Origin of the sequence: Kosakonia sp. CFBP8986, from assembly GCF_034044935.1 — a bacterium.
Classification (GTDB): Bacteria; Pseudomonadota; Gammaproteobacteria; order Enterobacterales; family Enterobacteriaceae; genus Kosakonia; species Kosakonia cowanii.
In genome coordinates, this window is record NZ_JAXCXB010000007.1 from 72,932 (window position 1) to 86,711 (window position 13,780).

Sequence of the window (13,780 nt, forward strand, 5' to 3'; positions counted from 1 at the left end):
TAGCTGCAATGCAGCCCAGGTTGCGGAGGAATCTACCACAAGGAGCGGAATGAGCCACCAGGTGACTGAGTAATTGGCAGAGGCTGCCAGGCAGGATTTCTAAACAATTATCGGCAACTTTTGTTGCCAGAATGATCTACGAAAGGCGCAGCAGGATCGCACCGGCGGCAATACCACAGGCGGCGACAACGCGCACGCCCGCCACGCGCTCTTTGAGCACAAAGCAGGCTAACAGCGCGCCGAAAAGTATCGAGGTTTCGCGCAGCGCAGCCACTACCGCCAGCGGCGCTTGCGTCATCGCCCATAGCGCCAGGCCGTAGGAGCCGAGCGTACCGATACCGCCCGGTAGCCCTGATTTCCAGTTAGCAACCAGATAACGGGAAACCGCGTGGCGGCGCGCCACCATCGCCCACAGCAGCAGGCAGAAACCGTTGAGGAAGAAGGTCCAGAGGGTGTACCCGAGCGCCGTGCCGGAGAGGCGTACGCCGGTGCCATCCACCAGCGTATAGCTGGCGATAAAACAGGCGTTGAGCAGCGCCAGCCAGATCCCGGTGCGCGACTGGCTGCGCCCGTTAAATGCCATGCCGAGAATCGACAGGCAGATCACCGCAATCCCGCTCCACGCCACCGCGCTCAGGGCGTCACCGAGAAACAGCACGCTGACTAACGCCACCAGCAGCGGCGCGGTGCCTCGCATCAGCGGGTAGGTCTGGCTCATCTCTGAGACCTGGTAGGTTTTGGCGACCAGCACGGTATAAACCACCTGCAGGGCGCAGGAGAGTGCGAGGTAGGGCGCGCTGGCAAGCGCAGGCTGGGGAGAAAAAGGGAGCAATATCAGCGCAATTAGCGCGGCAAATCCGCTCACGGCAATGGCGGCGTAAAGCTTGTCGCTGCCCGCTTTGACGATGGCGTTCCAGCTGGCATGGAGCAGCGCGGCGAAGAGCAGAATGCAGAAAACCGAAAGCGTCATGGTGACCTGCGCACGGGAAATGTCACCAAAATGTAACATGACCGGCGCAAGGCGCGCCAGAACGCGAATATTAAAGAGGGGCGGTTGCCCGCCCCCCTTTGGTGCGACTTGAACCTGAGTTAACGAACAAACTTCAGGACTGCTTCAAGTAGTTGCAACAAGGCAACAATGAGTTTCAGGATCAGGATAACCATCTCCGTCTGGCCCATACGCATCTCCTCAGGTAAAGGAGCACCGGCTGACTTACCTTTCCGCTGCCTGTTATCAGCCGTGTTGTTGGCGTAACGCAGTGTGCTCTCAAGGGGTTAAGGCGCTGACGGCACCACCCGTTTCAGCCAGGACTTAGCGCGCCGTAGTTGCGGCCCCCACACAGATGCGCAACATCAGTATATGTGAATACTGTATTTATATACAGTAATTATTGGTTGTTTTTGCGCCATTGAGCCATACTTAATGCGGATGATTATGTGTAAAAATTGCGCAACCGGACGATATAGCGTATAGTTCCGCTGTTGACGTAACGCAGTGTGCTTGCGGTCACCAGCCGCAAAAAGCTGCAAAAAAAACCTCGCTCCGGCGGGGTTTTTTGTTTTCATTTCGGCAATAAGAAATGTGATCAATGGCCCACTTTGCTGCCGGTGCGTAAAAAGCAGTTGTCGGCGAATGATTCCTGTGTTTGTATAAATCTCGTTAATGACATAAAAATTGTTCACACAACAACAGGTCCCCCATGAACGCTGCCACTAAACCGATGAACCTACTAAAAACCGCGCACAACGCCGCGGTGGTCGTCGTGCGTGTGGTGGTGGTCGTCGGCAATGCGCCGTAGGGTCCGGAACAACACACGATTCCAAAACCCCGCCGGCGCAAACCGGGCGGGGTTTCTTGTTTTATCCCTCCCGGAAAGTCGGCCCAGAATAAGAAGGACTGGAGCATGGCAAGTTCGGAAAGCACTCCTCAACCCACGCGCTACACCGGCGCGCAGCTGATTGTTCATTTACTGGAACGACAGGGCATCACCACTGTTACCGGCATTCCGGGTGGCACCGTGCTGCCGCTGTACGATGCCCTGAGCCAAAGCACGCAGATTCGCCACGTGCTGGCCCGCCACGAGCAGGGCGCCGGTTTTATCGCCCAGGGGATGGCGCGCACGCAGGGAAAACCGGCGGTCTGTCTCGCCTGTAGCGGGCCAGGGGCGACGAACCTGGTCACCGCTATCGCCGACGCGCGCCTCGACTCCATTCCGCTGGTCTGCATTACCGGCCAGGTGCCCGCTTCAATGATCGGCACCGACGCGTTTCAGGAAGTGGACACTTACGGCATCTCTATCCCCATCACTAAACACAACTATCTGGTCCGCGACATTGCCGAACTGCCGCAGGTTATCAGCGATGCGTTTCGCATTGCGCAGTCCGGCCGTCCAGGCCCGGTGTGGATAGATATTCCTAAAGATGTGCAGACTGCGGAGATCACCTTAAGCGAGCTGCCAGAACCGGGCGTTAAAGCACCGGCTCCGGCGTGGAATGCGCAGGATGTGCGCGCTGCAGCGGAGATGATCAATGCCGCGCAGCGCCCGGTGCTCTACCTGGGCGGCGGAGTGATCAATGCGCCGCAGCAAATTCGCCTGCTGGCGGAGAAAGCCAGCCTGCCTACCACCATGACGCTGATGGCGCTCGGCATGCTGCCGAAGCACCACCCGCTCTCCCTCGGCATGCTCGGTATGCACGGTGCGCGCAGCACTAACTTTATTCTGCAAGAGGCAGATCTGCTGATTGTGCTGGGCGCGCGTTTTGATGACCGGGCGATTGGCAAGACCGAGCAGTTCTGCCCGAATGCGAAGATTATTCATGTCGATATCGACCGCGCCGAGCTGGGGAAAGTGAAGCAGGCACATGTCGCGATCCAGGGCGATGTCGGTGAAGTATTGGATGTATTGATCCCGCAGATTGAGGCGAGCGCGCGCCACGCCTGGCGCAACACCGTCGAACAGCTGCAAGCGGAGTTCCCTTCCTCCATTGCGCAGAACAGCGATCCCTTAAGCCACTACGGGCTGATTAACGCGGTGGCAGCCTGCGTTGATGATGAGGCGATTATCACCACCGACGTCGGGCAGCATCAGATGTGGACGGCGCAGGCTTATCCGTTCAATCGCCCGCGCCAGTGGCTCACCTCCGGCGGCCTCGGCACCATGGGCTTTGGCTTGCCGACGGCGATCGGCGCGGCGCTGGCGAACCCGGAGCGGAAGGTGATCTGCTTCTCCGGTGACGGCAGCCTGATGATGAATATTCAGGAGATGGCGACGGCGGCGGAAAACAATCTCGATGTCAAAATCATCCTGATGAATAACGAGGCGCTGGGGCTGGTGCATCAGCAGCAGAGCCTGTTTTACAAATCCGGCGTCTTTGCCGCGACTTATCCGGGCATGGTTAACTTTGTGCAGATTGCCGCCGGGTTTGGCCTGCATACCTGCGATTTAAACGCCGCCGCCGATCCGCAGGCCGCGTTGCAGGAGATTATTGACCGCCCAGGACCTGCGCTGGTGCATGTGCGCATCGATCCGCAACAGAAAGTCTACCCGATGGTGCCGCCGGGCGCGGCGAATACAGAAATGGTGGGGGAATAAGCCATGCAGAGCACTGATAACGTCATTCTTGAACTCACCGTGCGTAACCACCCGGGCGTAATGACCCACGTCTGCGGGCTATTTGCCCGGCGGGCATTCAACGTGGAGGGCATTCTCTGCCTGCCGCTACAAAACGGCGAACAGAGCCGCATCTGGCTCCAGGTCGCCAACGATCAGCGTCTTGAGCAGATGATAAGCCAGATCGACAAGCTAGAAGATGTGGTGCAGATCATCCGTCACCAGAGCGATCCCGGCGTGTTCAACAAGCTGGGACTCTTTTTTGAGTAAGCGCTAAAGCGGCACGCCGCCCGTTAAGGCGGCGTGCTACGCCCTATTTTTTGCGCGGCAGCGGAGTGCTGAGGTAGTAGCGCGACTTCTTATTGGTTCTCACGCCGACGACCACAAGTACTACGATGAACAGGATATAACCGATATAAGACATTACTCATCCTCCAGTACGCCAAGCTTGCCCAGTAATTCCACTTGCCACTCGGGTGCCCGCTTCTTATCCCGCTTCGCCAGGAAGCGAACCACTAAAAAGTTAACGTAGCGCGATTCGAAGAACTGCTGCATTTTTTGGTAGTGCTCGTCCGGCCAAAGCTCGATGGCGTAGTTGATCCAGCGGATAAACAGCCAGACATTTTTACGCATACCGCCGCGTTGATTCAGCACGCCAAACGCGTAGAGATAGGCGATATAGGCCAGCTTCTCCTCTTCAACACGCGACTCAAGCAGCACCTCCGCACACACTTTTTCCACCGCCAGCCGCTGATGCTCCACATCGCGCGACCAGAAGAGCGCACAGGCATAATCATAATGCGCCAGCGCGTGGCCTCTGCGGGTCGCCTCCTCTAACAGCTTCAGGCGCTCGGGCTGGGCCTCTCTTCCGTGTTGCGCTTCCAGAATGCGGCTTTTGCGGAACAGTGCTTCCGGCGAGCGGTTCTGGCAGGCGCGATCAAGCGCTACGGCCGCCGACTCTGCGGATGGCGTAATCAGCAAATTGGTCGCCGCAACCGGTGCCAGGCCACTGTGAATATCGCTTAACAGCAGCAGGGCGGGGATCACGTCATGTTCGGCGAGCAGCGTTAAAAAGCCCTGCGCCTGCGCTTTCTGCTGGAAGAAGCAGAGACGGTTGAGCAGCACGTTGAGCTTGTCCGGCCCGATGCGATCGTCCGTCTGCTTCAGGCGCGCAAGCCACGGCTCTGCCGGGCCAGGAAGATGAACACCCTCCAGCGTCTGTAAACGCAGATAGGCGCTCAGCAGCAGTTCGGTGTCGTTTTCGCAGCGCGCGCCGGTCAGCGCGATATAGCGTGGGAAGAGCCCCTTCTCATCTTTCAGCGCGTACTCTTTATGGCACAGCACCGACAGCAGCCAGAAGAGCAATGCCCCTTCCTGGGCAAACAGCAGCCGGACTGAGCCGTGGTTGAGCATAAACTCAATGCTCTCATAAATGCGCCGCGCGAAGAGCGGGCTATGGGCGTAGAAGGTGTAATCGTCGTCCAGCAGGAAATGGACGTAGGTATCCAGGCAGGTGAGGTGCAACGCCGCCTTATCTTCCGGCTCCATCGGCAGGGCCAGCATCTGCTGGAACTCCTCATCGAACGCGCCGATCGCTTTACCGCTGTGCTTATCGGGCCAGTGCTCAGGGTTGCCGAGCTTATCCAGCCACTTCACGCTGTAGAGCTTGTTGCGCTTAAGCTCCGGCAGCACGGTGCAGTAGTTGCTGGCTAAAAAGTTGTCGATGGCGACATGCTCATCATCGCCGTACCAGCGCGGGTAGAGGTAATAGATAAACTGCTCGCGCACCGGCATGCTTTGCGGGTCGCACTCCAGCGCGCGGTTGAGCCAGTAAAGCGGCGGCATCTCCGCTTCCTGCTCATCGGCCACGGGCAGACCGGTGTAAATTGGCTCACTGGAGAGCGGTAAACCGCCTTTTTCGCGGGCGAAGGCCAGCGCCGCGTCTGAATAAGCGCTCAGATCGAGCACTATCGGCTGATGCGGCTCCTCGAACCACGCGGGTTGGTTAAAGTGCCCGCTCGCCGTCAGCAGTAGGTAATAGAGATAAGGCGTCTGGTTATTCAGGGAGATCGCCTTCGCCGCCCAGTAAAAGAGCAGATCGCTGCTGATACGGGCGCGGCTCCACTGGGTGGCGGTCACCCGGTCAGCGTAGTGGCCGCCGCGCGCGTCGCCGGCGATGTTAAGCCAGCGCTGAGCCAGCATCGCACAGGGGTAATGAGCCTGCGGCTGCTGCTGATGCCAGGCGGTCAGCAGTTCGACGATCTTCTCTTCGCTATACAACTGCGGGGTAAAGAGAAAGGTGTACTGGCTGATGATGGGAAAAAACGCATCATCGCGATCCTGCTGCCAGCGCGCCTCGGCGGCGGCATAGTAGCGGGTAAGGGCTTCAAACTCCCCGGCGTGCATCAAATCGCGCAACTGCTGGCGGACAGAAAAAATCTCATCCAGTGAAATCATGGTGCCTCATAAGGGAGATGTGAAAAAAATGTTGCCCATTGTCCCGAAAAAAGCCGGCAAGAACAAACCCCTGATTTAGGTGTTTGAGCGCACTTAGCGCTGTTAGTCGACGCCGATTTGCCCGTATGATGAGCCTCTTATCGCTGCGGGAGAACGTATGATCTGGTTGATGTTGGCCACGCTGGTGGTGGTCTTTGTGATTGGTTTTCGGGTGTTAACCTCCGATTCCCGGCGTGCGATCCGCCGTCTTACCGACCGGCTTAATATTCAACCCGTGCCGGTGGAGTCGATGATTGATCAGATGGGCAAAACTGCGGGCAATGAATTTCTGCGCTATTTAGCGCGTCCCGATGAAGCGCACCTGCAAAACGCGGCACAGCTGCTGCTGATCTGGCAAGTGGCGATTGTCGATAGCGGCGAGCAAAATTTTCACTACTGGCACCGGCTGATGCAGAAAGCGCGGCTTGCGGCACCGATTACCGATGCGCAATTACGCCTGGCGCTTGGCTTTCTGCGTGAAATCGATCCGGATAAAGCCGAACTAAGCAATTTCCAGATGCGCTACAACGCGCTTTTCGCACCGGAAGAGGGCGTCTATTGGCTGCACTGATAGCGATGCTGAAGAGTTGCCGAATTGTTAATTGCGTCACACTTTATGAATGTTACACTGCGCGACTTTCACGTTTAACAATTAAGCAGGTAATCAATGAGTGAGCAAAGTATGGCGCAATCTTCAGCCGATCCGGTCACGCGGCCGAACTGGTCCGCCGTTTTCGCCGTAGCCTTCTGTGTAGCATGCTTGATCACCGTTGAGTTTCTGCCGGTCAGCCTGCTGACGCCGATGGCGCTGGACCTGGGCGTTTCCGAAGGGCTTGCCGGGCAAACCGTCACCGTGACCGCTTTTGTGGCGATGTTCGCCAGCCTGTTTATTACCAGCATTATTCGCACCACCGACCGCCGCTATGTGGTGTTCGCCTTTGCGCTGCTGCTGACCCTCTCCTGCCTGCTGGTCTCGTTTGCCACCAGTTTTACCCTGCTGTTAGTCGGGCGTGCCTGCCTCGGGCTGGCGCTTGGCGGCTTCTGGGCGATGTCCGCCTCGCTGACCATGCGTTTAGTGCCGATGCGCACGGTGCCGAAAGCGCTGTCGGTCATCTTTGGCGCGGTGTCGATTGCGCTGGTGATTGCCGCGCCGCTGGGCAGTTTTCTTGGCGGGATTATCGGCTGGCGTAACGTCTTTAACGGCGCAGCGCTGATGGGCGTGGCCTGTATTATCTGGGTGTGGATGGCGCTGCCATCGCTGCCAGGGCAGACCGAGCAGCACCAGAATATGTTTGGCCTGCTGAAACGCCCCGGCGTTGCGGCGGGGATGCTGGCGATTTTCATGGTCTTCGCCGGCCAGTTCTCCTTCTTCACCTACATTCGCCCGGTCTATACGACCCTTGCCGGTTTCAGCGTCGATGGGCTGACGCTGGTGCTGCTCAGTTTTGGTATCGCCAGTTTCGTCGGCACCTCATTCTCGTCGGTGGTGATGAAGCGCTCGGTGAAAATGACGCTGGCCCTTGCGCCGTTGACGCTGGCGATAAGCGCGCTGGTGCTGATCTTGTGGGGCAGCGATAAAGTGGTTGCGGCGGGGATCGCCATTGTCTGGGGGCTGGGCTTCGCCCTGATTCCGGTGGGCTGGTCAACGTGGATCACCCGTACCCTTGCCGACCAGGCGGAGAAAGCCGGCTCGATCCAGGTGGCGGTTATTCAATTGGCGAATACCTGCGGCGCGGCAATTGGCGGCTTCGCCCTCGATCATTACGGCCTGCTCTCGCCGTTGATGCTCTCCGGCGGCCTGATGCTGCTCACCGCGCTGCTGGTGGCAGCAAAAGTGAAGGTCAGAGCCTAAATCTCAAAATGCCGGGTGGCGCTGCGCTTACCCGGCCTACAATTCGCGCAGGCCCGATAAGGCGCAGCCGCCATCGTGCTTTATGCCGGGTGGCGCTCTGCTTACCCGGCCTACAATTCGCGTAGGCCCGATAAGGCGTAGCCGCCATCGGGCAATGTGCCGGGAGGCGCTCCGCTTACCCGGCCAACAATTCGCGTAGGCCCGATAAGGCGCAGCCGCCATCGGGCAATGTGCCGATATTGGTTATGCGGCGCGCACCTTGCGGCGTGAATCCAGCGCGATGAGCAACACCGATGAGACAATCAACAGCGTGCCGAGCCAGTCCGGCAATGTGAACACCACCCCGAGCAGCGCCACCGAAAGCAGGGCGCTACTGAGCGGTTCGGCGCAGCTTAAGATGCTCGCTTTCGAGCCGCCAATCATCTGCGCGCCCTTCAAATAAAGGCTAAAGGTCACCGCCGTACCAATCACCACCAGGTAGAAAAAGGCCATCAACAGCGCGCCGTCAATGACAAAATCACTCCCCTGCCCGGCATAGAACGGCGTCAGCATTAACCCCGCCAGCAACATACTCCAGCCGACAATCGGCAGCGTGCCGTAACGGGCAATCAGCGCCGAAGGATAAGTGGTGTAAAAAGCGGCGGAAAAGGCGGAAATAATCCCCCATACCAACGCGCCGGAGGAGATGGAGAGCGAGGTGAGATTACCGTGCGTCACCAGCAGGAAGGTGCCGATTAACGAGGTCATGATCGCCGCTGAGACCAGCAGCGTCGGGCGCGCTTTGCGTACCAGCGCAAACCACGCGACGATAATCGTCGGCGAGAGGAATTGCAGCACCGTGGCGGTGGCGGCGTTGGATTTCTCGATGGTCACCAGGAAGCTCAGTTGCACCACCATCGCGCCAAACAGTGAGAAGAAGAGCAGGCTCAGCGCATCTTTACGGTTCTTCAGAATGGTAAAAATCTTGTCGCCGTGAACAAACGACAGCGTAAGCAGGATCACGCCAGTAAACAGCAGACGCGTCATGGTCAGCCACTGCGCAGAGATGGCGCTCTTCTCCATAATAAATTGCGCACATACGCCGGAACTGCCCCACAGCACTGCCGCTGCGAGCACGCAGAGCATCCCTTTTTTCGTCGAACTCATCGCTAACCCGTTGATAACTTATTAACAGGTTAAGAAGCATAACACAGGGCCGGGCGGGAACCGGAGGCGGCATGAGGGGAACCGCCTCCGGGCTGTTACCTTACCACCAGGCTTCCCACATCGCGCCGATGTTGAGCGAGTCGAGGGAGGTATCGTTGGTGCCGTTAACGCGTGCGGTGCGTTTGTTATCCACTTCGCCGCCGGTCACGTAGAAGCGCAGCATCGGGCGGAACTCCGGCCCCATCGCGATAGAGATGTTCTGCGACAGCGTGGCTTTCCAGCCGTGGTTGTCGCCGCCATCATCATAATCCACGCGCTGGTAGCCCAGCTCCAGCCAGGTCGAGTGCACATCGTTCCACCAGTGCATCGGGCGAACAATCGCGCCATAGTTGCGGCGGTTATCCGTTTTTATGCTGCTGTTGTCGTAATCATGGAAGGCGAGCAGGTAATCCACCTGGGTTTGCTGGGTGAATTTATAGGTCCCTTCAAAGCTGGTGTAGATGGCCTTCAGATCGTCGGTTTTGTTAAAGACGCTGTTGTCCGAGTTATCGGAGTAGCGGGCGATCAGTTTGTTGATGCCGCTGTCGTAGGTATGGCTCAGCACCGCGCCGCCCTGCCAGGCGTGCAGGCGCTCGTCGCGATCCACCGCTTTCGAGTCAAAGCCATAGTTGGCGTAAATCTCCAGATCGAGCGGGCCGACTTTCATGCCGTGCACTTTTGAGGTGACCGCATAGTTACCTTTATCGCCAACGTTAGAGCTGCCGGTACAGGTAATGCGCGACGGGTTGGATTCATCCTCCAGCACTTCCGGGCTACAGGATTCGATCGAGCCAACGGCCGCAACGTCAAACTGCACGCCGCCGATATCGAAGTTTTTCACCCCTGCGCCCTGACCGTCGTGGTTCATCCAGAAGTAGTCGTTGATCCCCTGCTGCGGACGCTGGTGGAAATCACGCCCCGCCCAGAAGTAGGCGTTAGGGTTGGAGGCCAGCAGATTAGTCACGCCAGCGTAGGCTTTTTTCAGGTTAACTTCATCGCCCCAGTGATCAAACATCACGTTGATGTCCCAGATCGCGCCGTTATCGCCTTTGAACGCTTTCGAGAGCTGGAATTCGCCGCCGTTGCCTTCGTTGCCAAGACGACCAATCGCCGACGCGCCGTTGTAAGAGCCATCAACGCCAACATATTTCTGATCGCCGGACTGGTAATGTGCGCCATAGCGGGCGTAACCGGTAAATTTCACGCCGTAAGGGATCGCCAGATCGGGGGTTTGCGCCGCGCTTTGCGGCTCAACCACCACATCGGCTTTTTTATTAATTGCGGCGTCCATTTTTGCCTGGCGTTCCGCCAGCGCTTTATCCACCGCTTTTGCGACAATGGCGTCAATTTGCTCTTGCGTAAACTCCTGGGCGAGGGCGGAACCAGAGCAAAGTGTAGCCGCAACCGCCAGCGCCACTGGAAGTTTTTTATTTATCTTCATGGTTATCTCAATATAGTAAGTTGTTCTCAGACAATAACCTTCCGCTCCGTTACGGAGTGGAATATTGCCATCATCAAAACAGACTGCTTTATTTTATTAAGTTGGGTACAGACGTATTAAGATTTACCGTAATCAATTCTCCACTCAGTTACGCTGATAAAGCTGAACGATCTCCTCAGATAATTCGCGAGCTAATAACGACGTCATTAAATGGTCCTGCGCATGCACCATAATTAAGGTCATCGGCTGGCGGCCTTCGCCAGCATCCTGTTCGATTAATTTGGTTTGCATCTGGTGCGCCTGGCGCGCATAGCCATCGGCCTCTTTCAACAGCAGTTTTGCTTCATCGATGTTGCCTTCGCGCGCGGAGCGCAGGGCTTCAAAGCAGAGGCTGCGCGACTGCCCGGCGTTGACGATAATCTCCATTACCGCCTCTTCAAGTGCGACCATAATTTTCAATCCTGGGTAGTGAAACCATTAGTTTCAGCGGTGGCAGCAAACCACTCTCCGCTTTTTTTAACGGTGCGTTGTTGGGTGTCGAGATCTAATTGCACAAAACCGTAGCGGTTTTTATAGGCATTACACCACGACCAGTTATCAATAAAGGTCCACATATGGTAGCCAAGACAGTTGCTGCCTTCGCTAATCCCTTTATGCAGCCAAATAAGGTGATCGCGAACGAAATTAATTCGGTAGCTATCGTTTATTTGGCCATTTTCAATAAACCGCTGTTCATTCTCGACACCCATACCGTTTTCAGAAATAAAACAGCGTGGGTTACCGTAATTAATGCGCAGGTTGGTGAGAATATCGTAAATACCCGGTTCATAAATTTCCCACCCGCGATAAGGGTTCATTTTACGGCCCGGCATATCGTAATAATCAAACAACCACTCCGGCATAAACGGTGAATCGGGATTGACCGCGCTCTCCCGGCACTTTACCCGCCGCGGCTGGTAATAGTTGATGCCGAGCAGATCGATCTTCCCTTCTGCAATCAGCGCAATATCGTCCGGCTGGCAGGCGGGCAGCTGATTGTGCTCTTTCAGCAGCGCCACCAGGTCAGCGGGATACTCGCCACGCAGTACCGGGTCGAGAAAACTGCGGTTAAACAGTAAGTCAGCGTAGTGCGCCGCCTTCACATCCGCCGGGTGCTGCGAACGCGGATAAGAGGGCGTCAGGTTGAGCACAATGCCAATCTCACCGGGATGATGCCCGGCGCGAAAGGCGCGCACCGCGCTGGCGTGAGCCAGAACCGTGTTGTAAGCCACCGTGGCCGCGCGTTTAAAATCGACCACGTTCGGGTAGTGGAAATCGTAAAGATACCCGCCTTCCACCGGCACAATCGGCTCGTTGAACGTGAACCAGTGATGCACGCGATCGCCGAACAGCTCAAAGCAGATCTGCGCATAGCGGCTGAAGGCGTCGACCACTTCCCGGCTCTCCCAGCCGCCCTTCTCCTGCATCACCATCGGCATATCGAAGTGGAACAGGGTAATAAACGGCGTAATGCCCTGCGCCAGCAGTTCGTCAATCACACTGTTATAAAACGCTACTGCCTGCGGGTTCACCTCGCCGGTACCGTCCGGGATGAGACGTGCCCAGCTCAGTGAGGTGCGAAAGCTGTTGTGCTTAAGCTGTTTGAGCAGGGCGATATCCTGGCGCCAGTGGCGGTAAAAGGTCGACGTCTGCTGCGGCCCCACCTGCTGATGAAAACGCCACGGCTGACGGGCAAACCAGGCATCCCACGTGGTGGCGCTTTTACCGCCCTGTTCGCTTTCCCCTTCGGTTTGCAGCGCAGAGCAGGCGCTGCCCCACCAGAAGTTTGCGGGAAATTCATATTTCATTACCGGCTCCTTTTAATTACTGCTGACGGTTTCCGCCATCGGGGCGCTGCTCTGCGCGGCTTTTTCCTCTTCTGCTTTCATCAGCGAGTGCTCGTAAGCGCGCAGGAAAGGCAGATACATCAGGGCGGACATCACCATACAGATCAAACACATTACCAGTGGGCTAAAGGCCCAGTTTGCCGCCCATGAAGCACCGATTGGCGCAGGCGTTGTCCACGGCGTCAGAGAGACTACCTGGGCCAGCAGCCCCATTTTGGTGGCGGTCCAGGCGAGCACGGCGTTAATCAGCGGAACGCAGACAAACGGCACAAACAGCATCGGGTTCATGATGATCGGCGCACCGAAGAGAATCGGTTCGTTGATGTTGAAGAAGCTCGGCACCACGCCCATTTTGCCGATGGTACGCAAATGGGTGACGCGGCTGCGTAGTAACAGGAAGGCCAGCGGTAGCGTGGAACCGACACCGCCAATCAGCAGGTAGTGATCCCAGAAGCCTTGCAAATAGACGTGCGGTAACGCTGCGCCCGCGGCCAGTGCGGCCTGGTTCGCGGAGAGGTTGGCCATCCAGAACGGGTTCATGATGCCGGTGACAATCAGCGAACCGTGGATGCCGGCAAACCAGAAAATCTGGCACAGCAGCACAGAGAGCAGAACCGCGGGCAGCGAGTCGGAGGCGGAAACCAGCGGCTCAAGCAGATGCATAATCGCCTGCGGCATAATCATGCCGGTTTGCGCTTCGATAAAGAGGTTAAGCGGGTGCAGCGTGCCAATAATCACCAGCACCGGAATGAGGATCTCAAACGAGCGGGCCACGCCGGTCGGCACCTCTTTCGGCAGACGAATAGTGATCTTGTGCTGTTTCAGCCAGGCATAAACCCGTGACGAGTAGATCGAGGTGATAAGCGCCGTAAAGATGCCCTGGCCCGAGAGATACTGCGTCGAGATGGTGCCATCTTTGTAAGGCGCGGCGACCAGCAGAAAGGCCATAAACGCCAGCAGGCCGGTCATTACCGGGTCGAGATTAAACTGGCGACCGAGACTGGCGCCAATACCGACAGAGATGAAAAAGGTCATCACCCCCATGCTGAGGTTAAATGGCAACATCAGCTGTTCGCGGTATTCGGTCGAGAAATCAAGCCACGCGCGGGCGAAGCCGACGGTGGTATCCGCTGAAAAGGGCGGGAAGATAAACACCAGCATAAATGAGCCGATGATCATAAACGGCAGCGCGGCGGTAAAGCCGTCGCGGATGGCGATAACGTACTTTTGCTGACCGAGACGACCGGCTAGCGGCGTGATGCTTTGCTCAATCACCGTAATCATGGATTGGTAGAGGGAACTCATAAGA

13 protein-coding genes are annotated in these 13,780 nt (G+C 57.1%); 5 read left to right on the top strand and 8 right to left on the bottom strand.

Annotated features, from left to right (window positions below; all coding sequences use genetic code 11):
* Positions 1-136: 136 nt before the first annotated feature.
* Positions 137-970 carry an EamA family transporter gene (locus tag SOM48_RS16805; protein ID WP_315078249.1) on the bottom strand — a complete coding sequence of 278 codons (834 nt, stop codon included), beginning with the start codon at positions 968-970 and terminating at the stop codon, positions 137-139.
* Positions 971-1,089: 119 nt separating this feature from the next.
* Complete coding sequence (tisB, locus tag SOM48_RS22640) at positions 1,090-1,185, bottom strand: type I toxin-antitoxin system toxin TisB (RefSeq protein WP_076769296.1); 96 nt, start codon at positions 1,183-1,185, stop codon at positions 1,090-1,092.
* A 515-nt stretch (positions 1,186-1,700) separates the two neighbouring features.
* Between tisB and ivbL the strand changes: the two genes are divergently transcribed.
* The 3 genes from ivbL to ilvN all read left to right on the top strand — a co-directional run bounded on the left by ivbL (position 1,701) and on the right by ilvN (position 3,881).
* Positions 1,701-1,799, top strand: a complete 99-nt coding sequence (gene ivbL / locus SOM48_RS16810) for an ilvB operon leader peptide IvbL (RefSeq protein WP_124966939.1) — start codon at positions 1,701-1,703, stop codon at positions 1,797-1,799.
* A gap of 105 nt (positions 1,800-1,904) precedes the next feature.
* On the top strand, positions 1,905-3,593 hold the full coding sequence (gene ilvB, locus SOM48_RS16815; protein WP_320512586.1) for an acetolactate synthase large subunit: 1,689 nt from the start codon (positions 1,905-1,907) through the stop codon (positions 3,591-3,593).
* A 3-nt stretch (positions 3,594-3,596) separates the two neighbouring features.
* Positions 3,597-3,881 carry an acetolactate synthase small subunit gene (gene ilvN, locus SOM48_RS16820; protein ID WP_076769298.1) on the top strand — a complete coding sequence of 95 codons (285 nt, stop codon included), beginning with the start codon at positions 3,597-3,599 and terminating at the stop codon, positions 3,879-3,881.
* A gap of 153 nt (positions 3,882-4,034) precedes the next feature.
* On the opposite strand, the gene SOM48_RS16825 is transcribed toward ilvN, so the two are convergent.
* Entirely contained in the window at positions 4,035-6,068 is a 2,034-nt protein-coding gene (locus tag SOM48_RS16825; RefSeq protein ID WP_313162791.1) for a DUF4034 domain-containing protein, read from the bottom strand.
* 157 nt (positions 6,069-6,225) lie between these two features.
* On the opposite strand from SOM48_RS16825, the gene SOM48_RS16830 reads away from it, so the two are divergent.
* Together SOM48_RS16830 and nepI are read left to right on the top strand one after the other, a co-directional pair.
* Positions 6,226-6,678: a DUF1198 domain-containing protein gene (locus SOM48_RS16830; RefSeq protein WP_054803550.1), complete on the top strand. Its 453-nt coding sequence runs from the start codon at positions 6,226-6,228 to the stop codon at positions 6,676-6,678.
* A gap of 96 nt (positions 6,679-6,774) precedes the next feature.
* Positions 6,775-7,959, top strand: coding sequence for a purine ribonucleoside efflux pump NepI (gene nepI, locus SOM48_RS16835; protein WP_042715086.1), 1,185 nt, complete (start codon positions 6,775-6,777; stop codon positions 7,957-7,959).
* 243 nt (positions 7,960-8,202) lie between these two features.
* Here the strand turns inward: nepI and SOM48_RS16840 are convergent, their stop codons facing one another.
* From SOM48_RS16840 to SOM48_RS16860, 5 genes are all read right to left on the bottom strand, one after another.
* Positions 8,203-9,105 carry an EamA family transporter gene (locus SOM48_RS16840; protein WP_042715084.1) on the bottom strand — a complete coding sequence of 301 codons (903 nt, stop codon included), beginning with the start codon at positions 9,103-9,105 and terminating at the stop codon, positions 8,203-8,205.
* 100 nt (positions 9,106-9,205) lie between these two features.
* The gene (locus SOM48_RS16845) at positions 9,206-10,585 is read right to left on the bottom strand and encodes a carbohydrate porin (RefSeq protein ID WP_320512588.1); all 1,380 of its coding nucleotides are present in this window, start codon (positions 10,583-10,585) and stop codon (positions 9,206-9,208) included.
* 144 nt (positions 10,586-10,729) lie between these two features.
* Positions 10,730-11,035: a PTS lactose/cellobiose transporter subunit IIA gene (locus tag SOM48_RS16850; RefSeq protein WP_094422682.1), complete on the bottom strand. Its 306-nt coding sequence runs from the start codon at positions 11,033-11,035 to the stop codon at positions 10,730-10,732.
* 5 nt (positions 11,036-11,040) lie between these two features.
* The gene (locus SOM48_RS16855; RefSeq protein WP_320512589.1) at positions 11,041-12,432 is read right to left on the bottom strand and encodes a glycoside hydrolase family 1 protein; all 1,392 of its coding nucleotides are present in this window, start codon (positions 12,430-12,432) and stop codon (positions 11,041-11,043) included.
* Positions 12,433-12,444: 12 nt separating this feature from the next.
* Positions 12,445-13,776, bottom strand: coding sequence for a PTS sugar transporter subunit IIC (locus SOM48_RS16860; RefSeq protein ID WP_076769302.1), 1,332 nt, complete (start codon positions 13,774-13,776; stop codon positions 12,445-12,447).
* Positions 13,777-13,780: the final 4 nt, after the last annotated feature.